The 26,443-nt window shown below is 66.6% G+C and carries 21 protein-coding genes; 8 read left to right on the top strand and 13 right to left on the bottom strand.

Going from position 1 to position 26,443, the window contains the following annotated elements; all coding sequences use genetic code 11:
* Nucleotides 1–144 precede the first annotated feature (144 nt).
* The 3 genes from V5F68_RS14800 to serA all read left to right on the top strand — a co-directional run bounded on the left by V5F68_RS14800 (nucleotide 145) and on the right by serA (nucleotide 3,797).
* Nucleotides 145–555 carry a DUF3597 domain-containing protein gene (locus V5F68_RS14800; protein WP_394013289.1) on the top strand — a complete coding sequence of 137 codons (411 nt, stop codon included), beginning with the start codon at nucleotides 145–147 and terminating at the stop codon, nucleotides 553–555.
* 265 nt (nucleotides 556–820) lie between these two features.
* The gene (locus V5F68_RS14795; protein WP_394013288.1) at nucleotides 821–1,996 is read left to right on the top strand and encodes a phosphoserine transaminase; all 1,176 of its coding nucleotides are present in this window, start codon (nucleotides 821–823) and stop codon (nucleotides 1,994–1,996) included.
* Nucleotides 1,997–2,210: 214 nt separating this feature from the next.
* Nucleotides 2,211–3,797 carry a phosphoglycerate dehydrogenase gene (gene serA / locus V5F68_RS14790; RefSeq protein ID WP_394013286.1) on the top strand — a complete coding sequence of 529 codons (1,587 nt, stop codon included), beginning with the start codon at nucleotides 2,211–2,213 and terminating at the stop codon, nucleotides 3,795–3,797.
* An 82-nt stretch (nucleotides 3,798–3,879) separates the two neighbouring features.
* Here the strand turns inward: serA and V5F68_RS14785 are convergent, their stop codons facing one another.
* The 4 genes from V5F68_RS14785 to V5F68_RS14770 form a co-directional block, all read right to left on the bottom strand.
* Nucleotides 3,880–4,806 (bottom strand): DMT family transporter, encoded by a 927-nt coding sequence (locus tag V5F68_RS14785; protein WP_394013285.1) that lies wholly within the window; start codon nucleotides 4,804–4,806, stop codon nucleotides 3,880–3,882.
* A gap of 113 nt (nucleotides 4,807–4,919) precedes the next feature.
* The gene (locus tag V5F68_RS14780; RefSeq protein ID WP_394013284.1) at nucleotides 4,920–5,477 is read right to left on the bottom strand and encodes a disulfide bond formation protein B; all 558 of its coding nucleotides are present in this window, start codon (nucleotides 5,475–5,477) and stop codon (nucleotides 4,920–4,922) included.
* A gap of 10 nt (nucleotides 5,478–5,487) precedes the next feature.
* Nucleotides 5,488–5,643, bottom strand: a complete 156-nt coding sequence (locus V5F68_RS14775; protein ID WP_394013283.1) for a DUF5993 family protein — start codon at nucleotides 5,641–5,643, stop codon at nucleotides 5,488–5,490.
* A gap of 131 nt (nucleotides 5,644–5,774) precedes the next feature.
* Entirely contained in the window at nucleotides 5,775–6,653 is an 879-nt protein-coding gene (locus V5F68_RS14770) for a VOC family protein (protein WP_394013282.1), read from the bottom strand.
* A 306-nt stretch (nucleotides 6,654–6,959) separates the two neighbouring features.
* On the opposite strand from V5F68_RS14770, the gene V5F68_RS14765 reads away from it, so the two are divergent.
* Nucleotides 6,960–7,577, top strand: a complete 618-nt coding sequence (locus V5F68_RS14765) for a TRAP transporter small permease subunit (protein ID WP_394013281.1) — start codon at nucleotides 6,960–6,962, stop codon at nucleotides 7,575–7,577.
* 139 nt (nucleotides 7,578–7,716) lie between these two features.
* The gene (locus V5F68_RS14760) at nucleotides 7,717–9,525 is read left to right on the top strand and encodes a TRAP transporter large permease (RefSeq protein WP_394013486.1); all 1,809 of its coding nucleotides are present in this window, start codon (nucleotides 7,717–7,719) and stop codon (nucleotides 9,523–9,525) included.
* A 91-nt stretch (nucleotides 9,526–9,616) separates the two neighbouring features.
* Here V5F68_RS14760 and V5F68_RS14755 read toward each other — a convergent pair whose 3' ends face one another.
* Both V5F68_RS14755 and V5F68_RS14750 read right to left on the bottom strand, forming a co-directional pair.
* The gene (locus V5F68_RS14755) at nucleotides 9,617–11,590 is read right to left on the bottom strand and encodes a methylmalonyl-CoA mutase family protein (RefSeq protein ID WP_394013280.1); all 1,974 of its coding nucleotides are present in this window, start codon (nucleotides 11,588–11,590) and stop codon (nucleotides 9,617–9,619) included.
* Between the two features lie 106 nt (nucleotides 11,591–11,696).
* On the bottom strand, nucleotides 11,697–11,936 hold the full coding sequence (locus V5F68_RS14750; RefSeq protein ID WP_394013279.1) for a GlsB/YeaQ/YmgE family stress response membrane protein: 240 nt from the start codon (nucleotides 11,934–11,936) through the stop codon (nucleotides 11,697–11,699).
* A gap of 352 nt (nucleotides 11,937–12,288) precedes the next feature.
* On the opposite strand from V5F68_RS14750, the gene ccrA reads away from it, so the two are divergent.
* Both ccrA and V5F68_RS14740 read left to right on the top strand, forming a co-directional pair.
* Complete coding sequence (gene ccrA, locus V5F68_RS14745) at nucleotides 12,289–13,575, top strand: crotonyl-CoA carboxylase/reductase (protein WP_394013278.1); 1,287 nt, start codon at nucleotides 12,289–12,291, stop codon at nucleotides 13,573–13,575.
* A gap of 318 nt (nucleotides 13,576–13,893) precedes the next feature.
* On the top strand, nucleotides 13,894–15,072 hold the full coding sequence (locus tag V5F68_RS14740; RefSeq protein ID WP_509274713.1) for a TIGR03862 family flavoprotein: 1,179 nt from the start codon (nucleotides 13,894–13,896) through the stop codon (nucleotides 15,070–15,072).
* On the opposite strand, the gene V5F68_RS14735 is transcribed toward V5F68_RS14740, so the two are convergent.
* From V5F68_RS14735 to V5F68_RS14705, 7 genes are all read right to left on the bottom strand, one after another.
* Nucleotides 15,062–15,625, bottom strand: a complete 564-nt coding sequence (locus V5F68_RS14735) for a DUF924 family protein (RefSeq protein ID WP_394013276.1) — start codon at nucleotides 15,623–15,625, stop codon at nucleotides 15,062–15,064. The two genes, V5F68_RS14740 and V5F68_RS14735, sit on opposite strands and share 11 nt — an antisense overlap.
* A complete protein-coding gene (locus tag V5F68_RS14730; RefSeq protein ID WP_394013275.1) occupies nucleotides 15,622–16,797 on the bottom strand; it encodes a CobW family GTP-binding protein in 1,176 nt (391 codons plus the stop codon). Before V5F68_RS14730 ends, V5F68_RS14735 begins: the two co-directional genes overlap by 4 nt.
* A 299-nt stretch (nucleotides 16,798–17,096) precedes the next feature.
* A complete protein-coding gene (locus V5F68_RS14725; protein WP_394013273.1) occupies nucleotides 17,097–18,533 on the bottom strand; it encodes a D-alanyl-D-alanine carboxypeptidase family protein in 1,437 nt (478 codons plus the stop codon).
* 225 nt (nucleotides 18,534–18,758) lie between these two features.
* Nucleotides 18,759–20,543, bottom strand: coding sequence for a glucan ABC transporter ATP-binding protein/ permease (locus V5F68_RS14720; RefSeq protein ID WP_394013272.1), 1,785 nt, complete (start codon nucleotides 20,541–20,543; stop codon nucleotides 18,759–18,761).
* 162 nt (nucleotides 20,544–20,705) lie between these two features.
* Nucleotides 20,706–22,319: a hydantoinase B/oxoprolinase family protein gene (locus V5F68_RS14715; protein WP_394013271.1), complete on the bottom strand. Its 1,614-nt coding sequence runs from the start codon at nucleotides 22,317–22,319 to the stop codon at nucleotides 20,706–20,708.
* Nucleotides 22,316–24,406: a hydantoinase/oxoprolinase family protein gene (locus V5F68_RS14710; protein WP_394013270.1), complete on the bottom strand. Its 2,091-nt coding sequence runs from the start codon at nucleotides 24,404–24,406 to the stop codon at nucleotides 22,316–22,318. The genes V5F68_RS14715 and V5F68_RS14710 overlap by 4 nt, the downstream gene beginning before the upstream one ends.
* 13 nt (nucleotides 24,407–24,419) lie before the next feature.
* Nucleotides 24,420–25,550 carry a pyridoxal phosphate-dependent aminotransferase gene (locus V5F68_RS14705; protein WP_394013269.1) on the bottom strand — a complete coding sequence of 377 codons (1,131 nt, stop codon included), beginning with the start codon at nucleotides 25,548–25,550 and terminating at the stop codon, nucleotides 24,420–24,422.
* Between the two features lie 455 nt (nucleotides 25,551–26,005).
* On the opposite strand from V5F68_RS14705, the gene V5F68_RS14700 reads away from it, so the two are divergent.
* Complete coding sequence (locus V5F68_RS14700) at nucleotides 26,006–26,440, top strand: GFA family protein (protein ID WP_394013268.1); 435 nt, start codon at nucleotides 26,006–26,008, stop codon at nucleotides 26,438–26,440.
* Nucleotides 26,441–26,443 lie beyond the last annotated feature (3 nt).

Here is a 26,443-nt window from a genome sequence, read left to right as displayed (position 1 = left end):
TCGCATTCACGCCGCGACACCCGGGAATGTCATGCGCCGTTCATCGGTCTTCCCCCAGGTTGTTCACGTTGTGCGACCGATGAGCCGGGTTTGAACCATTCCGCAGCGGGGGCGTTCTCTCTGCGGATGACGCAGGAGCAGCACATGAGCATTTTCGGAAAGATCGTGTCGGCCATTTTCGGTCACGGCGCCCAGGCCGGGACCGTCGCGCCGGCCAATGCGCCATCGCCCGGTGGAACCTCGGGCGGCGCGGCACCTCCCGTGCCCGGTGCCACTCCCGCCGCGCCGCAGGCTTCGGCCGTGGATGTGGAAGCCGTGCTGAGCGGCCTCGCCGCCAAGAACAGCGAGAAGCTCGATTGGCGCCATTCCATCGTCGATCTGATGAAGCTTCTGGATCTCGATTCCTCGCTCACCGCGCGCAAGGAACTGGCCCATGAGCTGAACTATTCCGGCGATACTGGCGATTCCGCCACCATGAACATCTGGCTGCACAAGCAGGTCATGACGAAACTGGCGGAGAACGGCGGGAAGGTTCCCGAAGACCTGAAGCACTGAACTCAGGCCAGCGCGCCCAGGCCCCGCACCCAGGCCACGCACCCGCGCCCCACTTCGGGCGCGGGTTTTCGTGTGAGTTTTCCCGGGCGCGGGAGGTAAGAGCGCATGTATTCGCGGCGCGATGGGCAATCAGGGAAGCAAGCCTGACATAAGTCCCAAGATTTCGTGAGCGCGCCTCCTCTTGCCTTGCGCGACGGAAGGGCCTATTGCCCGCGGCGGGACACTCCTCCCCAACGAGGAGCGCCCATCTGAAAGGATGGCCATCATGACGACGACTGACGCTCCGGCGACCCGCCCGGAGAACCCTAATTTTTCGTCCGGTCCTTGTGCCAAGCGTCCCGGCTGGACGCTGGACGCGCTGCGCGACGCGCCGCTCGGCCGCTCGCACCGCGCCAAGATCGGCAAGACCAAGCTCAAGCAGGCGATCGATCTCACCCGCGACGTGCTCGAGGTGCCGGCCGATTATCGCATCGGCATCGTGCCCGCCTCCGACACCGGCGCGGTCGAAATGGTCCTGTGGTCCATGCTGGGCGCCCGCCCGGTGGACATGCTCGCCTGGGAAAGCTTCGGCGAAGGCTGGGTGACGGACGTCGTCAAGCAGCTCAAGCTCGCCGACGCGCGCATCATGACCGCCCCCTATGGCGAACTGCCGGACCTCAAGGCGGTGGATTTCAGCCATGATGTGGTGTTCACCTGGAACGGCACCACCTCGGGCGTCATGGTGCCGGATGCGGACTGGATTCCCGCCGACCGCGAAGGCCTGACCATCTGCGACGCCACCTCCGCGGCGTTCGCCCAATCGCTGGATTTCTCCAAGCTCGATGTGGTGACCTTCTCCTGGCAGAAGGTGCTGGGCGGGGAAGCCGCGCACGGCATGCTCATCCTCTCGCCCCGTGCGGTGGAGCGGCTTGAAACCTACAAGCCCGCCTGGCCGCTGCCGAAGATCTTCCGCATGACCAAGGGCGGAAAGCTGATCGAAGGCATCTTCGAGGGCGAGACCATCAACACCCCCTCCATGCTGTGCGTGGAAGACTATATCGACGCGCTCGAATGGGCGAAGTCGGTCGGCGGCCTGCCGGGCCTGAAGGAGCGGTCGAACCGCAATTTCGAAGCCATCGCCCAATGGGTGCACCGCACGGCTTGGGTGGATTTCCTGGCGAAGGACCCGGTGACCCGCTCCAACACCAGCGTGTGCCTCAAGGTGGTGGATCCGGACGTTGCCGGCCTTCCCGCCGATGCGCAGGCGGCCTTCGCCAAGGCGCTGTCCGCGGGCCTGGAAAAGGGCGGCATCGCCTACGACATCGGCGCCTATCGCGACGCCCCTCCGGGCCTGCGCATCTGGTGCGGCGCCACGGTGCAGGCCTCCGACGTGGAAGCTCTGACCCATTGGCTGGACTGGGCGTTCAACGTCGCCAAGGGCTCGCTCGCCAAGGCGGCGTGAGCCCGACGCGCGACCGCTGAAAATATCCTCTCCCGCTTGCGGGGAGGGCCGGGGAGGGGGAACACCCCGCTCTCCGGCGAGATCAGCGCAAGCCCGCTCTACGGCATTCCCCCTCCCAACCCTCCCCCGCCAGCGGGAGAGGGCCCGAATGGTCAATCTGCGCCCTCGCGTGCTGCGGAACGATCTCAGGCATCCTCATTTCGGAGCCCATACCATGGCCCCTCGCGTTCTCATTTCGGACAAGCTGTCCGACGCCGCCGTGCAGATCTTCAAGGATCGCGGCATCGATGTTGATTTCCAGCCCGACCTCGGCAAGGACAAGGACAAGCTCGCCGAAGTCATCGGCAATTACGACGGTCTCGCCATTCGGTCCGCCACCAAGGTGACGCCGAAGATCCTGGAAAAGGCGACCCGCCTCAAGGTGATCGGCCGCGCCGGCATCGGCGTCGACAATGTCGATATTCCGGCCGCGACCGCCAAGGGCGTGATCGTGATGAATACGCCGTTCGGCAATTCCATCACCACCGCCGAGCATGCCATCGCCATGATGTTCGCGCTCGCCCGCGAAATCCCTGCCGCCGATGCCTCCACCCAGGCCGGCAAATGGGAGAAGAACCGCTTCATGGGCGTCGAGCTCACCGCCAAGACGCTGGGCATTATCGGCTGCGGCAATATCGGCTCCATCGTCGCCGAGCGCGGCGTCGGCCTGAAGATGAAGGTCATCGCGTTCGATCCCTTCCTCTCCGCCGAGCGCGCCAAGGACCTCGGCGTCGAGAAAGTGGAGCTGGACGACCTGCTCGCCCGCGCCGATGTCATCACGCTTCACACGCCGCTCACTGAGAAGACCAGGAACATCCTCTCGGCGGAAAACCTCGCCAAGACCAAGAAGGGCGTGCGCATCATCAATTGCGCGCGCGGCGGCCTGGTGGACGAGGTGGCGCTGCGCGCCGCCCTCGACAGCAAGCATGTGGCCGGCGCGGCCTTCGACGTGTTCACGGTCGAGCCCGCCGAAACCAACCCGCTGTTCGGCCACCCCAATGTGATCTGCACCCCGCACTTGGGAGCTGCCACCACCGAGGCGCAGGAGAATGTCGCCCTGCAGGTCGCCGAGCAGATGAGCGATTATCTGCTGTCGGGCGCCATCTCGAACGCGGTGAACTTCCCCTCCATCACCGCCGAGGAAGCCCCCAAGCTGAAGCCCTTCATCGAGCTGGCGGAAAAGCTGGGCTCGTTCGCCGGCCAGCTCACCGACACCGACATCAAGACCGTGCGCATCACGTATGAGGGCGCGGTTGCCGAGCTGAAGGTGAAGGCGCTGACCAGTGCGGCGGTTGCCGGCCTGCTGCGCCCGGTGCTGGCCGACATCAATGTGGTCTCCGCCCCGAGCGTCGCCAAGGAGCGCGGGATCGTGATCGAAGAGACCACCCGAGCCGCCGAGAGCGACTATGACAGCCTGATCACCTTGACCGTCATCACCGACACGTTCGAGCGGTCGGTGGCGGGCACGGTGTTCGCCGATGGCCGCCCGCGCATCGTCAACATCAAGGGCATCAAGGTGGACGCGGAGTTCGCGCCCTCCATGCTGTACGTCACCAACGAGGACAAGCCCGGCTTCATCGGCCGCTTCGCCAGCCTGCTGGGCGACGCAGGCGTGAACATCGCCACCTTCGCGCTGGGCCGCGACCGCCAGGGCGGGGACGCCATCGCGCTCGTGGAAGTGGACGGCGCGCTGCCGGCCGACGTGATCGCCAAGGTGGAAGCGCTTCCGCAGGTGAAGCACGCCAAGGGCCTCGCCTTCTGAGGCGCGCGCCAATCGCGGATGCTGAGAAAGAAAGCCGCCGGAGCGCATCCGGCGGCTTTTCATTATCTGGCTTATTCGAGCGTCAGGCCGGGGCGGCAGCGCGGGCGCGGGTGGCGGTGGCGATGCCGGCGATCACCAGCGCATAGCCGACGCCGTGAAACCATTCCAATCGCTCGCCCAGCACCAGGATCGCCAGCGCCGAGCCGAAGACCGGCATGAGATGGAAGAAGGGCGCCGCGCGATTGGCGCCCACCAGTTCGACACCGCGATTGAACGCCATATAGGCGAGCAGCGACGGCGCGGTCATCACGAAGGCCAGCACCGACAGCGTCGTGCGGTTGAAGTGCAGGATGTGGCCCTGGGCGATTTCCCACAGCGCGAACGGGATGAGCAGCACCGCGCCCATGCCCATGATGACGGTGAGAAACGACAGCGAACGCATGGGCGGGCGCACCCGCAGGTTCGCCGCGTAGAAGGCATAGATCAGCAGCGCCGTGATAATCCAGATATCGCCCGCATTGGGCTTGAGGTGCAACAGCACGTCGATATCGCCGCGGCTGACGATCACCACTACGCCCAGCAGCGAGATGATGATGCCGGCGATCTGGCCCTTCGAGAGCCGGTCGCGGAACAGAAGCAGGCTCCACAGCGCGATCAGCAGCGGCGAGGCGGACTGCACGAGCAAGCCGTTAAGGGCCTGCGTGTACTGGAGCCCGTAATAGCTCATGGCGTTGTAGCAGGCGATGCCGCACGCCGAGAGCAGCAGCAGGATCACCCAATGGCGCCGCACGATCGGCCAGTCGGCGATCACCTGCTTGTAGGAGAAGGGCAGCAGAATCAGCGTCGCCCCCGCCCAGCGCAGGCAGGCGAGCGAAATGGGCGGAATCTGGCCGGCCACGAAACGACCCAGCACCATGTTGCACGCCCAGAGCAGGGCGGTGATGGAGAGCAGCAGATAGGGCGCGTTATTGATGCGGTGGCCGAGCCGGCGGAGAGGCGAAAGGGGCATGGGACTTCCTGGCGTGCCGCCTTTTCAGGCATTTCACACGCCAGGAAAAGAGAATTTTGATGCAGCCACCCATCAGAAACGGTGATGAGTGCGCCGCACGGCCAAGCCGTCGCTTATTTTCCGCGCATCTGATCGAGCAATTGGTAGGAGGTAGGATTGTCGGCGCACATGCCGCCGCCGCATTCCAGCGTGGTCGAAATCCCGTTCGCCAGGGCCATCGCGGCCGCGAGCGCGACCGCGATGAGGGCCAGGCGGGTGGGGCGGCCCGGCACCGCCTGCGGCGCGAACTGGCGGTCGAACAGCAGGAGAATGGTCCCGCCCAGTGCGATGAGGCCGAACACCACCGCCGCCCAGGCATAGAAATGGATGCCGAAGAAGGCATCGCCATAGGTGCCCTCGCCGGGAATGATGTGCAGCAGCGTCTGCCGCACCGAGACCAGGCCACCGGCGAAGGCCGAGAGAATCATGATCGCATAATGGCTGGGCCTGGGGCCGAACTGCACGTTCAGCGCAAGGCCGATGCCGGCGCCCACGAAGCCGGCGCGCTGCAGCAGGCAGAGCGGGCAGGGCAGGTCGTGGAAGACGATCTGGTCGAAGAACGCCGCCGCCAGGACGATGGTGACGGCGAGCAGCCCGAGGGCGTTGAGCGTGCGGGAGAAAGAGGGTGTCACGGCATTCCCCTCACAGCACGAGATTGAGCGGATCGGTGGCGTGCATCTTGAACAGGGTCAGCATCGCCAGCAGCGACAGCGCCCATATCACCATGGACGGAACGCGCTGGCCCGCGAGAACCAGCGCGAACGCTACGAAGAAACCGAAAAACGGCAGGGTCATCATGGACGCAGCCCCCCAAGGCCAGTGAAGTCGGCGGCTTCGCGCGCCGCCGACGATTCAACGTCCGATGCTAGCCCAAATCCGTGACAGATGCCCGAAGCCATCTGCCTATCGGGTTCAGAAACAAGGAAAACTCAGGCTTCCGCGCCGGCCGTTACCCGCGCGTGATTGCCGGATGGGTCCACCAGCAGTACCGCCCCCTCGCTTTCGGACAGCGGTTGGGCGGCGGCCGCAAAGCGCGCCTTGAGTGCCGCGATCTCGGCCGGCGGAAGGACGATCTCGAACCAGGCCAGCCCGCTGGCATTCGCCGGCGGCGGGGCGGCCTCCTGGGAGTGCCACACGTTGAGCCCGAGATGGTGGTGGTATTTGCCGGCGCTCACGAACAGGGCGCCCGGATAGCGCGCCATCACCTCGAACCCGGCGAGTTCCACCCAATAGCGGTGCGCGGCGGCAAGGTCGCTCACCTTGAGGTGGACATGCCCCACGTCCGTGCCGGCGGGCGCTGGGCCGAGCTGCGCGCTTTCGGCGGCAAGGCTGCGCAGGTCGAGGCGTAGCGTGGCCATCTCAAGCGTGCCGTCGGGCTTGAACCAATCGGCTTTCGGGCGGTCGCGATAGATTTCGATGCCGTTGCCGTCGGGATCGTCGAGATAGAGCGCCTCGCTCACAAGATGATCCGAGGCGGCGAAGGGGATGCCGCGCGCCCGCAGCACGTTCATCCGCACCGCGAGGCTCGCCCGGTCCGGCACGCGAATGGCGGTGTGAAACAGGCCCGGCGCGCGGGCAGGCGGAGCCACGGCATCGGGCGCCTCTTCCAGCACGATGATTGGCGTGTCGCCGGCGCCCAGCACGATGCGGGGATCCTGCGTCGCGAGGCGGGTGAGGCCGACCACCTGCTCATAGAAAGTCGCGAGCACTTCCGGCGCGCGGGTGCGCAGATGGACCGCGCCCAGGCGCAGCGCGGCGGAAAGCCCGGCCTCGGACGTTGCGGCGGGGGTGAGATCAGAAACGGACATGGGGACAACTCCTGCGCCGTCTGCGGCGCGGACCCGCGGAAACGCTCGCGCGGGATGGATCGATTTCCCCACATCTATGCCTTCAAACGGCCCCGCGCCATTGCACCGATGCAAACGTGCGCGTGCAAAACGCATCCCCACATCCTCATGCTCCCGTTCATCCTGTTGAAAGCCCACGCCTCCCAGGCATTGTGACGCTTAGACGATAGTTGAGGCTTGAATGCATTTAGGGCTCCCTTATGGTGCCCGCCCAATGGCGACGTGGAAACCAGATCGCCTCAAGTGGAAATGCGGGGACCGTCCCAGATGAACATTCTGCTCGCGCTCAGCCGGGCGATCGATGCCGTGAACATCCGCATCGGCAAGGCCGTGGCATGGCTGATCCTGGTGGCCGTGCTGGTGTCGGCGCTGAATGCCATCATCCGTAAGGTCTTCGATCTCAGCTCCAATTCCTGGCTGGAATTGCAATGGGTGCTGTTCGCGGCGGTGTTCCTGCTCTGCGCGTCGTGGACGCTGATCGACAACGAGCACATCCGCATCGACATCGTCAGCTCGCGCCTGCCCAAGCGCACCCGCGACGGCATCGATATTTTCGGGCACCTGTTCTTCCTGATGCCGTTCGCCATCGTGCTGCTGGTGACTTCGATTCCGTTCGCGCTCAATTCCTTCAACATCAACGAGCAATCCCTGAATGCCGGCGGCTTGCCCCAATGGCCGGCGAAGGCGCTGGTGCCCATCGGCTTCTTCTTCCTGCTGCTCCAGGCGATCTCCGAACTCATCAAGCGCGTCGCCATCATCACCGGGCGGATCGAGGACCCCAACGAGAATGTGGGCGGTCACCTCGCTCTCGCCGCCGAGGCGGAGCGCCTGCTGGCGGACGCCGAGCGGGTGGACATTCCCCTCGACACGACCCCCAAGGCCTGAGCGGGAGAACAGAAGAATGTCCGCGTCCCGCACCCTCAAGGTCGGCCTCGTGCTCGCCTGCGCCCTGGTCCTGCTCGGCGTTTCCAGCGATTTCGCGTTCGCCGCCGAACCCGGCCTGCGCGGCTGGTTCACCCACAACATGGCGCCGATCATGTTCGGCGCCCTCGTGCTGTTCCTGTTGCTCGGCTATCCCGTGGCCTTCGCGCTGGCCGCGAACGGCCTCATCTTCGGCCTCATCGGCATCGAGCTCGGCCTGTTCCGCCCGGATTTCCTCCAGGCCCTGCCGGAGCGCGTCTACGGCACCATGAACAATGAGGTGCTGCTCGCGGTCCCGTTCTTCACCTTCATGGGGCTGGTTCTCGAACGCTCCGGCATGGCGGAGGACCTGCTCGACACCATCGGGCAGGTGTTCGGCTCGATCCGGGGCGGCCTTGCCTATGCGGTGATCTTCGTCGGCGCGCTGCTGGCGGCCACCACCGGCGTGGTCGCGGCCTCCGTGATTTCCATGGGTCTGATCTCGCTGCCGATCATGCTGCGCTACGGCTATGACCGGCGCGTCGCTTCTGGCGTCATCGCGGCGTCGGGCACGCTCGCGCAGATCATCCCGCCCTCGCTGGTGCTGATCGTGATGGCGGACCAGCTCAACCGCTCGGTGGGCGATATGTACACCGGCGCTTTCCTGCCGGGTCTGATCCTCTCCTGCCTTTATGCGCTTTACATCTTCCTCGTCTCGACCTTCTTCCCGACGGCGACCCCTGGCCTGCCGCTGGAAGCGCAGAACCTGCGCGATCCGCAGCAGAAGATGATGCCGTCGCGCATCCTCGGGGCGATCGCCGCGGCGGGCTTCGCGGTACTCATCACCACCGGCTCGCTGCCGGGGCTGACCGCCGGCTTGATTCCCGGCGTCGCGAACCTCGCGGTGTGGGGCGTGGTCTCGTTCGTGCTGCTTTATTTCGTGATGAGCGGCACCGCCAAGCTGCTAACGCCCTCGCTGTTCATCGCCCTCGCCATCGCGATCGGCGCCTCCATCTATGTGATGCAGCAGGGCAGCGTGAAGTTCGGCGCCGATTATGTCGTGCTCACCATGTCCATGACGGTGGGACTCGCCTTCGTGGTCGCGGTCATCAACCGGGTGTTCAAGCTCGGCCTGCTGTCCAAGCTCGCCGAGCAGGTCGTGTTCGTCATGGTGCCGCCGCTGGCGCTGATCTTCCTGGTGCTGGGCACCATCTTCATCGGCGTCGCGACGCCGACCGAAGGCGGCGCCATGGGCTCGGTGGGCGCCATCCTGCTGGCGTCCGCGCGCGGGCGGCTGAAGTTCGACCTGCTGCGGCAGGCCACCTATTCCACCGCCAAGCTCTCGGCCTTCGTGCTGTTCATCCTGCTCGGCGCGCGCGTGTTCTCGCTCACCTTCTACGGGGTGGACGGGCATCATTGGGTGGAAGAGTTGCTCACCTCGCTCCCCGGCGGCCAGACCGGCTTCCTGATCGTGGTGAACCTGCTGGTGTTCGTGCTGGCCTTCTTCCTCGATTATTTCGAGCTGGCCTTCATCATCATCCCGCTGCTCGGGCCGGCAGCCGACAAGCTGGGCATTGATCTGATCTGGTTCGGCGTCATCCTGGCGGTGAACATGCAGACCTCGTTCATGCATCCACCCTTCGGCTTCGCCCTGTTCTTCCTGCGCTCGGTGGCGCCCAAGGTGCCGTATCTCGACCGCGTGACGGGGCGGCGCATGGAGCCGGTGACCACCGGGCAGATCTATTGGGGCGCGGTGCCCTTCGTGTGCATCCAGCTTGTGATGGTGGCGCTGGTGATCCTGTTCCCGCAGATGGTCACGCACTACAAATCGGGCGGTGTTTCGCTGGACCAGAACCAGATCCAGCAGCAGTTCGACAGCATCTCGCCCAATATCGGCGACCCGCCGCCCCCCGTGCTCGATTTCGGCAAATAGCCGGGGCGACCAGCCAAAAGAAAAGAGCGCCGATGCAGATCGGCGCTCTTTTTGTTTGCGTGCCTAGAAGTCTGCGCGAGAGGAGCGAAGCTCAGGCCGCCTTCTGCGCCTCGCGATCCACGATCGCGACAATGTCCGCCATGATGCGGTTCAGCTCGAAATTCTTCGGCGTATAGACAGCTGCCACGCCGAATGCCTTGAGCTGGATTTCGTCTTCCATCGGAATGATGCCGCCGACCACCACCGGCACGTCGGTCAGCCCCTCGGCGCGCAGGCGGTCCATCACGTCGCGCACCAGCGGCACGTGGGAGCCGGAGAGGATGGACAGCCCGATGACATGGACGCTCTCCTCCAGCGCGGCATTGACGATTTCCGCCGGGGTGAGGCGGATGCCCTCATAGACCACTTCCATGCCGGCATCGCGGGCGCGCACGGCGATCTGCTCGGCGCCGTTGGAATGGCCGTCGAGCCCCGGCTTGCCCACCAGGAACTTGATGCGGCGGCCGAGCTTGGCGGAGACCGCCTCGACGCCGGCACGCACCTCGTCCAGGCCCTTCGTGTCGATCCGCGCGGCGCGGCCGACGCCCGTGGGCGCGCGATATTCGCCGAACACCTCGCGCAGGCACGCGCCCCATTCCCCGGTGGTGATGCCGGCCTTCGCGCAGACGATGGAGGGCTCCATGATGTTGCGGCCTTCCTGCGCCGCGCTGCGCAGGCCGGCCAGCGCGGCATCCACCGCCGCAGGATCGCGCGCCGCGCGCCAGGCCTGGAGGCGGGCGATCTGCTCCGGCTCCACATGCTCGGGCACGGTGAGGATGGAGCCTTCGCCCGTGGTGAGGGGCGAAGGCTCGGTCTCGGTCCAGCGGTTGACGCCGACCACCACCTGCTCGCCGCGCTCGATATTCTCCAGCCGGCGGGTGTTGGATTCCACCAGCGCCTGCTTCATGTAGCTGTTCTCGACCGCTGCGACCGCGCCGCCCATGGCCTCGATGCGGGCCAGTTCGTCCCGCGCCTCTTCCTTCAGCGCCTCGACCTTCTTGGCGATCTCGGTCGAGCCGTCGAAGATGTCGCCATAGTCCAGCAGGTCGGTTTCGTAGGCCACCACCTGCTGCATGCGCAGCGACCATTGCTGGTCGAACGAGCGCGGCAGACCCAGCGCCTCGTTCCAGGCCGGCAATTGCACGGCGCGCGCGCGGGCCTTCTTTGAGAGCGTCACCGCCAGCATTTCCAGCAGGATGCGATAGACGTTGTTCTCGGGCTGCTGCTCGGTGAGGCCGAGCGAATTCACCTGCACGCCATAGCGGAACAGCTTCTGCTTCGGGTCGGTGATGCCGTAGCGGTTGATGCAGATCTCGTCCCACAGATCCACGAACGCCCGCATCTTGCACATCTCGGTAATGAACCGCATGCCGGCGTTCACGAAGAAGGAGATGCGGCCCACCACCTCGCCGAACACCGCGCCTTCCGCCTCGCCGGAGCGCTTGACGGTATCCAGGATCGCGATGGCGTTGGCGAGTGCGAAGGCAAGCTCCTGCACCGGCGTCGCGCCGGCCTCCTGCAAATGGTAGGAGCACACGTTCATGGGGTTCCAGCGCGGCAGATGCTCGGTCGTGAAGACGATCACGTCCTTGGTGAGCCGCATGGACGGCGCCGGCGGGAACACATAGGTGCCGCGCGAGAGATATTCCTTGATAATGTCGTTCTGCGTTGTGCCTTGCAGCAGCTTGCGATCCGCGCCCTGCTCGTCGGCGGTCGCGATATAAAGCGCCAGCAGCCAGGGCGCGCAGGCGTTGATGGTCATGGAGGTGTTCATCTCGGCGAGCGGAATGTCCTGGAACAGGGTCCGCATGTCGCCGAGATGGGAGATCGGCACGCCCACCTTGCCCACTTCGCCGCGCGCCAGGGGATGGTCGCTGTCGTAGCCGGTCTGGGTGGGCAGGTCGAAGGCGACCGAGAGGCCCGTCTGGCCCTTGGCCAGATTGGAGCGGTAGAGGCGGTTGGAGTCCGCGGCAGTGGAATGACCCGCATAAGTGCGGAACAACCAGGGTTTATCGCGGCTGGTCATTGTCACGTCCTCATTCTCCACCCAAGAATTGCAATAATGTGCGCTGCAACGCGGCCGTCGTCGATTGGAAAATGTGCGATGCGGCGTGCAAACATGCGCAGCGCGGTCAGCGCTTCACGAGGCCGATGACGAACAGCAGGATTATGGCGCCGATCGTTGCGCAGATGATCTGGCCCAGCAGCCCACCGACGATGAAGACGTTCCCGAACAGGAAACCACCGATCAGCGCGCCGACGATGCCGACGGCCACATTGCCGAGCGCGCCGAACCCACCGCCGCGATACAGCTGGCCGGCGAGCCAGCCGGCGATTGCGCCAATGAGGAGCATTCCGATAAGGCCGATCATGGCGATCCTCACAAAACGAAAACGGAAATGGCGCGTGCGCCGGGACTTGGATTTTTGCCTGAAAGCCACGGTCCGGTCGAGTGCGCCCCTCTCGCCGCGGCGCTGAAACGGCGGATTTGCGTCAAGTCCTCGACGAAAGTCTGGGGCGCGCCGGGGTACGGGGCCGTGCAACCTTGCCCGCAAGTTACGGCAGGCGCGCCGCGCGCGGCCCGGTCCGCGGGCGGTTGCAGTCCGGCGCGGGGAAAGCATTGACGCGTCATAAACGGGGCTCGCCAGCGGAATTTTCTCTGCTACGCTGCAACGCGAAACAAATGCGGCCGAAACGGCCCCGGAGGAAGGAAGGACGGGAGCTATGGGTCAGACTGCAGTCGCCAGCGCGCCAGGCGGCGCCGCCGTGAAGGATCTGTACGAGCTGGGCGAAATCCCGCCCCTGGGCCATGTGCCCGCCAATATGTACGCCTGGGCGATCCGCCGTGATCGCCACGGACCGCCGGAACAATCCTTCCAGGTCGAGGTGGTCCCCACCTGGACCCTCGGCGAGAGCGATGTGCTGGTGCTCGTGATGGCGGCCGGCGTCAATTATAACGGCATCTGGGCCGGGCTCGGGCAGCCCATCTCTCCCTTCGACGTGCATAAAGCGCCCTTCCACATCGCCGGCTCCGATGCCTCGGGCATCGTCTGGGCGGTGGGCTCCAAGGTGAAGCGCTGGAAGGTCGGCGACGAGGTCGTGGTTCACTGCAACCAGGACGACGGGGACGACGAGGAGTGCAACGGCGGCGATCCGATGTTCTCCCCCTCCCAGCGCATCTGGGGCTATGAGACGCCGGACGGCTCCTTCGCCCAGTTCTGCCGCGTGCAGGCGCGCCAGCTCATGCCGCGCCCGCTGCATCTGACCTGGGAAGAATCCGCCTGCTACACGCTCACCATGGCGACCGCCTATCGCATGCTGTTCGGCCACCCGCCGCACACGGTGAAGCCGGGCGACTATGTGCTGGTGTGGGGCGCCTCGGGCGGCCTCGGCGTGTTCGGCGTCCAGCTCGCCGCGGCGTCCGGCGCCCATGTCATTGGCGTCATTTCGGACGAGACCAAGCGGGACTACGTGCTCGGCCTTGGCGCCAAGGGCGTGCTGAACCGCAAGGACTTCAATTGCTGGGGGCAGCTGCCCAAGGTCAATTCGCCCGAATATACCGAATGGACCAAGGAAGCCCGCAAGTTCGGCAAGGCGATCTGGGACATCACCGGCAAGCGCGACGTGGATATCGTGTTCGAGCATCCGGGCGAGCAGACTTTCCCGGTCTCGACCCTGATCGCCAAGCGTGGCGGCATGATCGTGTTCTGCGCCGGCACAACCGGCTTCAACATCACGTTCGACGCCCGCTATGTGTGGATGCGCCAGAAGCGCATCCAGGGCTCGCACTTCGCCCATCTCAAGCAGGCCTCGGCCGCGAACCAGTTCATCATCGACCGTCGCGTGGACCCCTGCATGTCGGAAGTGTTCCCCTGGGATCGCATTCCGCTGGCCCACACCAAGATGTTGAAGAACCAGCATGCGCCCGGCAACATGGCGGTGCTGGTGAACGCCCCCCGCACCGGCCTGCGCAGCTTCGAGGACGTGCTGGAAGCGACCGCCGCCGGCTGATCGCCCGGCGCCGGAGCGCAGCCAGCGCACGCAAGACGGCACGGGAGCAAGGCCTGCTCCCGTGCTTTTCATGTGCGACAGGGTTTTCTGCGCCTCGCGCCTTTCCCTGCCCTGACGCCTTGCGGCCTGTGCGTTTCTCGCGATGCGGGGTAGCGCGGCGGCGGTAATGACAAGCTTTTGCTTCCGCACAGGCCGCCGGGCCTCTACACCCGCGTGATGACCCCTTCCCCTGAACTTTCCACCGATCCCATCGCCCGTCCCGCAGCCTCCGCGCCTGCGGCCCATGTGGCGGTAATCGGCGCCGGCCCCGCCGGGCTCATGGCCGCCGATCGCCTGATCGCGCGGGGCCACCGGGTGAGCGTGTTCGAAAAGATGCCCTCGCCGGCGCGCAAATTCCTCATGGCCGGGCGCGGCGGGCTCAATATCACCCATAGCGAGCCGCTGGAGCACTTCCTCTCCCGCTATGGCGAGATCGCGCCGCTGTTGGATGGGGCGATCCGCGCCTTTCCGCCCGATGCCGTGCGTGGCTTCGCGGCCGAACTCGGCGAAACCACCTTCATCGGCTCCAGCGGCCGGGTGTTTCCCGACAGCTTCAAGGCCTCGCCCTTGCTCCGGGCATGGCTGCGGCGGCTCGGCACCCTCGGCGTGGAGCTACACACCCGGCACGAATGGCGCGGCTGGTCCTCGACCGGCGCCCTGATGTTCGAGACGTCGGAAGGACCGAAGGAGATCGTCGCCGATGCGACGCTGCTCGCGCTCGGCGGTGCGTCCTGGCCCCGGCTCGGGGGCGATGGGGGCTGGACGCAGCATCTCGCGTCGCGCGGCATCGCGATCGCCCCGTTCGCGCCGGCCAATATGGGGCTGGAGGTCGAGTGGTCCGCGCCGTTCCGCGATCGATTTGCCGGCGAACCCCTGAAGCGCATCGCCCTCTCCTGCGCCGGCGCGGGTCCCGTGCGCGGGGAGGCTGTGGTGACGGCGCGGGGCCTGGAGGGCGGGGCGGTCTATGCGCTCTCCCGCGCGGTGCGCGACCGTCTCGCGGCCGAGGGCGAAGCCCATCTGCGGCTCGACCTGCGTCCGGATTTCGACCAGGCGCTGATCGCGCGCCGGCTGGCGACGGGGCCGCTGAAACAATCGCTCTCCAATCGCCTGCGCAAGGCGGTGGGGCTCTCGCCGGTGGCGGTGGGGCTGCTGCGCGAGGCCGCGGGCGTCGCTCTGCCCACCGATCCGGCGGCGCTGGCGCGCCTCATCAAGGCCGCGCCAATCCAGGTGCGTGCGGTCGCCGGGCTGGAGCGGGCGATTTCCAGCGCCGGCGGCATCGCCTTCGATGCGCTCGACGACCATTTCATGCTGCGGGCCGTTCCGGGCACCTTCGCCTGCGGGGAAATGCTGGATTGGGAAGCGCCGACCGGCGGCTATCTGCTCCAGGCCTGCTTCGCCACGGGCCGCGCGGCGGCGGAAGGCATCGGCGCTTTCCTTGCGGCGCGCGCTACCCCTTGAAGCCACCGGACGCGAGATAGGCCTCTTCCTCCACCGTCATGGGACGGCCGAGGATGGGATTGCGATGGGGGAAGCGCCCGAAGCGGGCGATCACGTCGCGATGAAGGACTGCGTATTTCAGCTCCTCCGTCTGGCCCAGCTTCTCGTAGAGCGCCACGCAGCGCTCCTGGCAGGCGAGATCCTCGGCGTGCATCAGCGGCAGGAAGAAGAAGGCGCGCAGCTGCGGTTCGAAAGCGTGCTCGAACCCGCGTCCTAGGGCGCGGTCCGCCACTTGGCGCGCGGCGGCATCGGTGGCGAAGGCGCGCGGCGTGCCGCGGAAGGCATTGCGCGGCACCTGGTCCAGCAGCAGCACGAGGGCGAGCGCGCCTTCGGCGCTGTCCTCGTAATCCGTGAGCATGATCGAACCCGCGCCACGGGCGACCGCATCCTCATGCGCCGGCAGAAGACGGGCACGCACCTCGGCATCGAAGGCGGGATCGGACGAGAACCAGCGATCATAACCGGCCGCGCGCCAGAAGCCGACGATCTCGGAGGGGGAGGGCAGGGAACTCACCGCCCACCTCGCATGCCGGCGGGAGCAAGGGGATTGTCGGTGAGCGCGGCGCGGTCCGGCGTATCCACCTGCGGTACGCCGAGAAAGGCCGAGAACAGGCGCCGCACCACCGCCGGGTCGAGATCGCGCACGATCATCACGAGCCGCGTGCGGTGGTCGTCATCCGGCCATGCGGGCAGGCGGGTGGGCGGGTGCATCACATGCTGCACGCCGTGCAGCACGATGGGCGCGTCCGGATCGTCGGCCAGCTTCACGATGCCCTTCAGCCGCAACAGGTTCGCGCCATAGGTGGCGCGCAGCAGTTCCAGAAACAGATCGAGGGTCGAAGCGGAGACGGCGGCATCGGTCGCGAGCGTGAACGCCTTGATGCGCTCGTCATGGCGGTTGGGGTCGTGTGGCGCGCCGGCCTCTTCCGCGGCGGCGGCGACACGCTCCTCCGCCAGCCAGCGGGCCACATCGGGGCTCTTGCGGCTCGGATCATAGAGCCCGGCCTTGAGCAGGGCATCGCCCGTGGCCTCTCCCTTCGCGGCGTCCAGCACCGGCGCGGCGGGGGCGAGCCGGTGCAGCCGGGCTTTGAGGGCCGCGAGCGCTGCGCGCTGGGCGTCGGTCTCCACGAGGTCGGTCTTGGTGAGCACCAGCCGGTCGGCCATGGCCGCCTGCTTCACCGATTCGGGCTGGGCGTCGAGGGTCGCATCGCCATTGATCGCGTCGACCACGGCGACTACGCCGTCGAGCCGAAAGCGCATCACCAGATAGGGATGGGTCATCAGCGTGAAGAGGATGGGGGCGGGATCGGCGAGGCCGGTGGTTTCGATCAGCACGCGGGAGAAGGGCGGCAGGCGGTTGTTGTCGCGCCCGCGCAGCAGGTCCTCCAGCGCGGAGACCAGATCGCCGCGCACGGTGCAGCACACGCAGCCGCTCGCCAGCAGCACGACGCCTTCGGATACCTCGCGCACGAACAGATGGTCGAGCCCGATCTCGCCGAACTCGTTGATCAGGACGGCGGTGTCGGCGAGGGCGGGATCGGCCAGCAGGGCGTTGAGCAATGTGGTCTTGCCCGCGCCGAGGAAGCCGGTGAGGACGGTCACCGGGATCGGCTCGGGCGGCCCGGTGCGCTTAGCGGTGGATGAAGGGGCCGGTGCGGCCTCATCGAGCGACGGCAAGGAAGTCATGTCATTTCATCCACGCGGCAGGCCGCTTCACGCCGGGCGCCGATCCGATCCGGCCGCGCCCGATACGTGCCTATAGGGCAGCGCGGGCGCGGGACCAAGCGGCGGGGACGGACGGAGCCATCCGGCAAAACGCCAGGGCCGGGCATGCCCTGCACGCTTAGGTGGGAAGGCCGCGTGCCGCCGCAAGGGCATGAAGCGCACCGCCATGCGGGACGCGGGCGGCTGCGAGAGCAAGAATCACGAGCCGTTCGAACCGTCCGCCGGGTCTGGGCGGATCGGACAAAGCGCGCCGCGAAAGGTCAGGCGCCCGGCTTGGCGGGCGCGGAGGGCGGCGGGCCGAAGGTGAGGGGGTCGCCGGCGCCGTCGGTGGCCGCGGGCTTGGCCGGCTTCGGCTTCGGCTTCGCTGCCGGTTCGGCGGTGGCGGATGCGCCGGCCGGTGCCGGCTTCTTGGCAGGTGTCGGCGTGCCGGTGGTCGTGCTGGCTTCCTTGGCCTGGGGCTTGGGCTTCGCCGCGGGCTTGGCGGCTGCCGCGTCCGAATTTGCGGCATCGGCCTTGGCGCCAGCGTTCTTGGGCTTGGCGGCGGGGGCCTGCGGATCCGCATTGGCGGTGGCCGCCGGCTTTTTCTTCTTCGGAGCCGGGGCTTCATCCGGCGCCATGGCGGATTCCGGGGAGATCGGCGCGCTGCGTGGGCCGACGAATACCGGGATGGGCGGCATGGAGGGCGGCAGGTTCTGCAGCAGAGCCGCGCCCTCGCCCTTGCTGAAGCCGGCAGCGACCGCCGCGGAGACGGCGTAGGAATTGGCGCCCTCGCCCGATCCGGCGAACAGGCTGTCGTCCTCGTTCTCGGCCGCCGCAACCGCGCGCTTGCGGCCGCAGATCTGGGGCGACATGTCGGTGGGCGCGCCGCCGGTGTCAGCGAGCGTATCGAGAGTGGGCGAGGAGGCGCCGAAGATCGACCAGGAGGGCTGGAAGCCCTTTTCGAACAGCAGCGCCGCCTGCTCGGTGCGCACCACGGCGGACGGTGCGCCGAGGATGACCGCGATCAGCCGCTTGTTGCCGCGCGTGGCGGTGGCCACCAGATTGAAGCCTGAGGCGCAGATGAAGCCGGTCTTCATGCCGTCTGCGCCGGGATAGCGGTCGATCAGACGATTGTAATTGCGCAGCACCCGCTTGCCGATCTTGATGGCCGGGATGCGGAACAGCATTTCGTGTTCCGGGAAATGATAGATCAGCGCCCGTGCCAGCACCGCGAGGTCGCGCGCGGTGGTGAACTGGTCGCTATTGGGCAGGCCGTTGGGATTCTCGAAATGGCTGCCGGCCATGCCGAGGCGGGCGGCGGTGTCGTTCATCTCGGCAACGAACGAGGGCACGCTGCCGCCGACGCCTTCCGCGATCACTACGGCCATGTCGTTGGCCGATTTGACCAGAAGCATCTTCAGCGCATTGTCGAGCGTCACCTGCGTGCCCGCGGCAAATCCCATCTTGGTGGGCTGCATGGAGGCAGCATAAGGGGAAACCGTCATCAGCGTATCGGGCGTGATGCGCCCTTCGCGCATGGCGTTCAGCGCCACATACACTGTCATGAGCTTGGTGACGGAGGCGGGATACCAGGGCTTGCCGGCTTCCTGCTGTTCCAGAACCTTGCCCGTGTCGGCTTCCACCAGAAGGATCGGGGTGGCCTGACCGGCGGTCGCGAGCGCGCCAAGAGCAGCGATCGCGAGGGTCAGGCGGCGCACAACGCCGCAAGCAGACAGACAGGACAAGCCCGGCAAAGTTGGCTCCGTAGCTGGAAAGACCCCCGTGGCCTTGCCTTCCTTAGCTCTTTTCGGGCCATCCGGAAAGACGAAACCAGTGCACGCGGGCCAGCCATGCAAGCGTCAGCTTGAATGCACCAGGCGTGGGTGGGCCTGACCCCCGCATCTTCAGGACCGGCGGGGCGTGCCATGCCATTGCAGCGGCGCTCACGTTTCCGCGAGCGGGCGCTCCACATGCGTCCCGTCGTCGAGGAACTGGGCGCGCGCGAGTTCGGCGAACCGGCCGCCCAGCCGCATTAAGTGATCGAAACTGCCCGCCTCGATCACGCGCCCCTCGTCGAACACCAGGATGCGGTCGGCATTGCGCACGGTTGCGAGTCGATGGGCGATGACGAAGGTGGTGCGGCCCTTCATCACCTCGTCCAGCGCCGCCTGCACCTTGGCCTCGGTCGTGGCGTCGAGGGCGCTGGTGGCTTCATCCAGGATCAGGATCGGCGGGTCCTTGAGCAAGGCGCGGGCGATGGAGAGGCGCTGGCGCTCGCCGCCGGAAAGCGCGCGCCCGCGTTCGCCCACCAGGGCGCGCAGGCCCTCCGGGTTGCGCTCCACCAGCTCCAGCGCCTGCGCGCGGGAGAGGGCGAGGCGCATTTCGTCCAGGGTCGCATCCGGCTTGCCCACGCGCAGATTGTCCTCGATCGAGCGGTTGAACAGCATCGCCTCCTGGAACACCACGCCGATCTGGCGCCGCAGGGAGGAGAGCGTGATCTCGCGGATGTCGGTGCCATCCACGAGCACGCGGCCGGACTGGGGATCGAACACCCGGTGCAGCAGCGCGAGGGCGGTGGATTTTCCCGCACCCGTGGTGCCCACCAGCGCGACGGTTTCGCCCGGGGCGGCATGCAGGCTCACATCACGCAGCGCGGTCCGCTTGCCGTCATAGGAGAAGGAGACATCCTCGAACCGAACGTCACCTTTTACCGTCGCGAGATCGAGGGCGCCGGGCCGGTCGCGCACGGCGCCCACCGTGTCGAGCACCTCGAAGAACTGGCCGAGCCCCGGCGCGCTCATCACGAGGTGGTTGACGAAGCTCACCGTATGGTCGAGCCGGCCGATGAGCATGGTGGCGAAGCCCACATAGGTGACGATATCGCCGATTGCCGCGAGCCCCTGCAGGTGCAGCCAGGTGCCGATCAGCAGGATGGCGAGAATGGTCAAGGTGGTGGCGGCCTTGGTGGCCATGGAGACCACCGCCCACCACGACAGAACCGGAATCTGCACCGCCAGCAACTGGCTCGCGGTGGCGCGCAGCCCGCTCACCTCGGCTTCGATGCGGGTATAGCTCTGGATCACCGCCACATTGCCCAAGGCGTCGGTGGCATGCTCGGCGAGGCTGGAATTATGTTCCTCCACCTCTTCCTGCATCGCCTGGGTGCGGCCGAGCACATAGGTGGTGACGATGCCGAACACCACGATCAGCGCGATCAGCACCAAGCCCAGCCGCCAGTTGATGTAGATGCCCACCGGCAGCAGAACCAGCAGCGACACGATCGCCGCGCAATCCTCGCGGAAGAACGACAGCCACGTGCTCCAGAGCGAATCCGTGCCCTGGAGCATCACCTTCAGCAGCCGGCCCGAATGGGTCTCGCCATGGAAGGAGAGCGGGAGCTGAAGCACGTGCTCGAAATATTCGGTCAGCACGCCCAGCCGCCGGCGATGGGCGAGGCGGTCGGCATGCAGCGAGATCAGCACGCCGGCGCCGATGTTGAAGAGACCGAAGCCGACCCACGCGGCGAGCAGCGGGGTGAGGACGGCGACCAGCGAGGGGCCGCCTTCACGCTGGGCGCCGGCGAGCGCCTCGATGATGCGGCCGAACAGGATCGGCTCGGCGAATTGCGCCATGGCGAGCGCGACATTGCCGATGGCGAGCGCCAGGCCCACTTTGGCCAGCGGCCCCAGCATGCCGAGGGCCCTCGCATAGATGCGCAGCAATTGCATGGCCCGCTCCTTCCCGATCGCGGCGCAGCAAAGCGGAGATAAAGGGCGCCCGCAAGGCGAAGCACGCGCTGCCGTGCGGCCGAGGCTGCGCCCTAGCGCCGCGAGCGTGCGTTTCCGGACAAGGGCCTCTGCCCGGCGCGGCCTTCAGGCTCGCGGAAGCTTTCAATCCTGTGGACGCTTGCCCCATCCGCCTCCGCCGGCGGTGACCATCTCGATCTGGTCTCCGGTGGCGAGGCGATGGGGTCCGCTCTTGGCCGGCAGCGTGCGGGCTGGGCCGTCTCCCGTGCGCAGGGTGAAGCGGGCGAGCTGGCCTGCCTCTCCGCCGCCCACGCCATGGGCCGGGCTTTGGGTACGCTCGCCGAGGATCGAGGCCTCCACGCCATCGGTGAGGATTTCCAGCGCCTTGCGAACGCCGTCGCCGCCCTGGCGCAGCCCCCGTCCGCCGCTGCCGGGCACCAATTCATAGGCGAGGAAGCGGATCGGCATCGCGATCTCGGCCGCTTCGATGGGCAGGTTCATGGTGTTGCCCATGTGCACCCGGATGCCGCTTGCGCCATCGCCCATCCTGCTGGCGCCCGAGCCGCCGCCTACCGTCTCGTAATGGACGAAGCGGCTGGAGGTGCGCGGATCGACTCCGCCGAGCGTGTAGACGCAGGCCGAACCATAGCTACCCGCCGGCACGCGCTCGGGATAGGCGTTGGCCAAGGCGGCGAGCAGCACGTCGACGATGCGGTTGGAGGTCTCGGTATTGGCCGCGACGACGGAGGCGGGGTAGGCCGCATTCACGACGGAGCCCGCCGGGGCGACGATCTGCGCCACGTCGTACACGCCCTGATTGGGGGGCACATCGCCGCCGACAAGTGCGAGCAGCGTGTAATAGACCGAGGAGGCCGTGACGGCGAACGGCGCGTTGACCGGCCCTTTCACGCACGGGGAGGAGCCGGTGAAATCCACCGTGATGGCTTCGCCCGCCTTGATGATGCGCGCGCGAATGCGCGGCCGGGCGTCGGGGTCGATGCCATCGCCGTCCAGCGTCTCCTCATGGGTGACATCCGCATCCGGCAGGTGCGCGAGCCGCGAGCGCACGAGCCGGCGGGTATAGGTCTGCGCATCGGCCATGATTTCGGCGAGCACGTCCGCGCCATAGGTCCGTGCGAGTTCGCCGACGCGCTGGTCCGCCCGCCGGGCGCCGGCGATCTGGGCGCGGAAATCGCCGTAGCGGTCCTCGGGCACGCGCACGTTGGCGAGCACCAGGGCGAGGATGTCCTGCCGGGGCTGGCCGTTCTCGATGATCCGCAACGGCGGGATGCGCAGCCCCTCCTTGGTGATCTCGTCGCACACGCTGGAGCTTCCCGCCGCGATGCCGCCGATGTCCGGCCAGTGCACGCGGCTGAGCGAGAAGCCGCACAGCGCTTCGCCGTGGAAAATGGGCATGATGAGCGAGACGTCGGGCAGATGGGTGCCGCCGGCATAGGGATCGTTGACGATGACACCGTCGCCCGGTCGCCAGCCGGCGATGGGGAAAGCCTCGAACACCGCCCGCACCGTGAAGGGCACGGCACCGAGGTGAACGGGAATGTCGCGGCCCTGGCCCACCACGCGACCGCTCGCGTCGAGCAGCGCGCAGGACAGGTCCGCCGACAGGCTGAGCAGCGGCGAGAACGAGGTGCGCATGATGACGTGCTTCATGTCGGCGCAGATGGCGTAGAGCGCACTGCGCACGACCTCGAACGTCACCGGGTCACGGTCGATAATCCTTTGCGGGCCGGTATTCACCGAAATCCTCCCGACAATGCGATGTTCACCTGGCCATGGGCGCCGATCCTGGCCGTCTGCCCTTCATGGACCCAGACGGTTGCGCCCGCGTGCTCGATGACGAGCGGGCCCGCGAGCGCCGCGCCATGGGCGTCGGCGGCCTTATAGATCGGCACGCGGGAGGTTTCGCCGGTGCGCGTCAGCAGATCGATGTGGCGCGCCGGCTGCGCATCGCGCGCGACCGCGTCCGGATCCGAGAACAGGAGATCGCCGCTATGGCCCATGTCGCCGATGGCGATCAGCCGCGCGTTGACCGCCTGCACGCGGGCATCGGGGAGGTCGAATCCGTATTCCGCGCGGTAGACATCGCGGAAACGCCGCACGATTTCGCCGATCGCCGGCAGCGGCGTGTCGATTGGCCCGAGCGGGACCGGCAGCTCGAAAAGCTGGCCGGAGAATCGCGCTTCCAGCACGCGCACGGGCGCCTGGCGGGTGATGCCCTGCGGCTCCGCCGCCATCAGCGCGTCTGTCCGCGCCGTGAGCTGATCGAAGGTGGCTGCAAGCGCCGCGTCTTCGAGTTCGTCGAGATGGCGCAGCAAGGTGGTCGTCACCTCGTGGCGCACATTGCCGAGCGTGGCGCCGAGGGCGCTGAACATGCCGGGGTAGGGCGGGACGATGACCTCGGCCGCGCCGATCTCCGCCCCCACCGCAGCCGCGTGAAGCGGGCCGGCGCCGCCCGAGGCCAGCAAGGCGAAATCGCGCGGATCGAGGCCCCGCCGGGTGGTCGTCAGGCGCACCATCTCCGCCATGTTGGCGACGGCGATGTCGATGATGGCATAGGCCGCGCGGGCGAGGGGCCAGCCGAACGGCTCGGCCACGTGCTGGCGGACGGCGGCGATGGCCGCTTCGCGATCGAATGCCACGCCGCTCGCTTCGAACAGCTCGGCCGACAAGGTGCCGATCACCGCATGGGCATCGGTCACCGTGGGATGCATGCCGCCGCGACCATAGCAGGCTGGCCCGGGATTGGCGCCCGCGCTCGCGGGACCGACCTTGAGCACCCGCGCCTCGTCGATCCAGGCGATGGAGCCGCCGCCGGCGCCGATCTCCATAAGGTCCAGCACCGAGCTGCGGATGGCGTAGCCGCCGACATCGTGGCCGTCGACCAAGCGGTCGGCATAAAATTCCGTGGTCATCTCCGGCTGCCCGGCGCGGATCACGCCAGCCTTGGCCGTGGTGCCGCCCATGTCGAAGGCCACCATGTCCGGGGTTAGTTTCGCCCGGGCGAAGGCCGCAGCGGCGGTGAGCTGCGCGGCAGGGCCGGATTCAATCAGATGGACGGGATAGCGTGCCGCGTTCTCCGGAGAGGTCAGTCCGCCGTTCGACTTGACGATCATGAGCCGGCCGACGCCCTGGGCGCGCAGCGCCTCGCTCAGAACGCCCATATAAAGCCCCACGGCCGGGCCGATATAAGCATTGACCACGGTCGTGCTGGTGCGCTCGTACTCTCGAAACTCGGGGCACACGTCGCTGGAGCGGGTCACATAGACGCCCGGCAACGCTTCGCGCACGGCCGCTTCCATCTGCAGTTCGTGATCAGGATTTGCATAGGCATGCAGGAAACTGATGGCGACCGACTGCACGCCCGCCGTCCGCAGCTTTGCGAGCACGGCCTCATGATCGCCCGGCGCGAGCGCGCGCACGATGCCGCCGTCCGCCGCCACGCGCTCGGGGACCCCGATGCGGCGCGCGGCGGGAACCAGAGGCTCGGAGATACGCACGTCGAAATCATAAAGGCTCGGCCTGTCCTGCCGGCGCAGTGCGACGACATCCGAGAAGCCTTGCGTGGCAAGCAGCGCCGAGCGGGCGCCGAGGCGCTCGATCAGCGTATTGGTGCCGACCGTGGTGCCGTGGCACACGACGGCGCCGCGGATATCGAACCTGCGGGAGATCCGCGCGATGGCGGACAATACCGCCTCCGAGGGATCGGCCGGCGTCGAGGGCACCTTGAAGGCGTCGAGCAGGGTCCCCGTGCCCCGGTCGAGGACGATGGCGTCGGTGAAGGTTCCACCGACGTCGACGCCAATGACGAGATCGCGTGTCGTCATGGTTCGGATGCCGTCAGGACGTGGCCTGCTGCTCAATTTCCTTCAAGGCCCAGACCAGCCGGTCCATATGCTTCTTCAGGCTGACGTCGCTGCGCAGAAAGCGCTTGCCGAGGCCGCGGAACGAGACGGATCCATCCTTCACGATCACGCCGCGCGCCAGAAGCTCTTCGAAGACCGTGGTGGAATCGAGCTGGGAATCGAGGATCTCGATCAGGAAGAAATTGCTGCGCGAATTCGGCACCATGCGAAAGCGGTTCAGGCCCGCGAACTGCTGGGTCACGTAATCGCGCATCTCGACGATCATGGAGACGGTGCGGTCGACATGGGCGTCATCGTCCAGCGCTGCGATCCCACCTTCCACCTGCATCGGCCCGAGATTCCAGGTGGGCTTGATGTTGAGCAGGGGCGTGATGAGGTCCTTGTTGGAGGCGATGCCGAAGCCCAGGCGCAGGCCGGCGAGGCCGTAGGCCTTCGAGAAGGTGCGCAAGACGATCAGGTTTGTGTATTCGCGGGTGAGGTGCATGAAGCCGGGCGTCTGGGAGAAGTGGATATAGGCTTCGTCGAGCACCACCAGCGTATCGTCGCCGGCCGCCTCGCAGACCGCGCGCACTTCTTCTTCCGTCAGCAGGTGGCCGCTCGGGCTGTGCGGATTGGTAAGGAAGGCAATCTTCGGCTTAATTTCCGTGAGCTTGGCAATGTAGCTGTCGATCGCCGGGTCGAAATCCTCTCCGGTGGGGACGCCCACGATGACGCGCCCCTCGTTCTCAGCGAACAGGTGGTAGATGGGGAAGCACGGTTCGTGCGTGAGAATGGTTTCGCCCGCCGCGGCGAACGCCCGCATGACGAAGCTGATGACTTCGGTCTCGCCCGCGCCGCACACCACGCAATCGGCATCGAAGCCGTATTTCTTGCCGATCGCGGCGCGCAGCGCCTTGGAGGTCCATTCCGGATAGAGGTCGAGCTTCGCGCGCCCTTTCTCCACGGCAGCGACGGCTTTGGGGGAGGGGCCGAACGGATTTTCGGCCGAGCCCAGCTTCGCCACGTCATCGAGTGGGACGCCGAATTCCTTCGCGACGTACTCGCGCGAGAGGCCGGGGGTATAGGGTTCATTCTCGATGAGAGCGGGGATGACGGCGGTGATCATAGCAGGCCTTCCAATTTGACCTTCGATGGAACAAGGCGACTGGTCGATTTGATATACTATGGTATCTCTCATAACAACTAGTACAATATCATCAGTTTCAAAATTATCCTGCTCAATGGCGCTCGAGGCTTGATCGCCCCAGAGCCCCTGGAAAGCGAGCGGGCGAGGCTGATTGGCCTTGAAATGGCTCATCTCCTTACTCCTTTATCCTGTCCAGGGAGTCTGAAATACATTCAGAGTTTTGGGGTATGACAATTCGGAAAACTGGCTGGAACCTCTCAGGTTCCTCGCGTGTTTTCCCGCTCCATACGTGCTTTCGACATTGTGACTGAATAGTACGATTAACGTGCTTGTGGGCGGTGTGTTAGTGCAGTTTCATGCCTGCTGTAGAACATGGCAAGCCCGATCTTTAGGCGATCGTGCCGCCAGACAGCACCAGCCGAGAGGAGCGAGCGATGAATGTGGAAGGTGGATGCCATTGCGGCGCAATCAGCTTCGAGGCGACCGTCGATGTGGCGCGCACCAGCCTTTGCCATTGCACGGACTGCCAGACCTTGTCCGGCACCGCATTCCGCGTATCGGCCTCCGCGGCTGCCGAAAGCTTCCGCCTGCTCTCGGGCACGCCGAAAGAATACATCAAGATCGCGGCGAGCGGCGCCAAGCGGATCCAGGCCTTCTGCCCGGAATGCGGCACCGCGCTCTATGCGAAGGCTGCCGATGTGCCGGGACCGGTGAATATCCGCGCCGGCACATTGCGCCAGCGCCATCACCTGCCCCCGGTGCGCCAGATCTGGTGCTGCTCGGCGCTGGAATGGCTGCCGGCCCTGGATCTGGAAAGCTGGGAGGGCGAAGTCGGCAGCCGGCCTTATTCCGCCGACGCGTTGGAGTGATCG

The organism is Roseixanthobacter pseudopolyaromaticivorans, from assembly GCF_043195145.2.
GTDB lineage: Bacteria > Pseudomonadota > Alphaproteobacteria > Rhizobiales > Xanthobacteraceae > NCEH01.
This window is presented reverse-complemented; position numbering and strand designations above follow the sequence as displayed.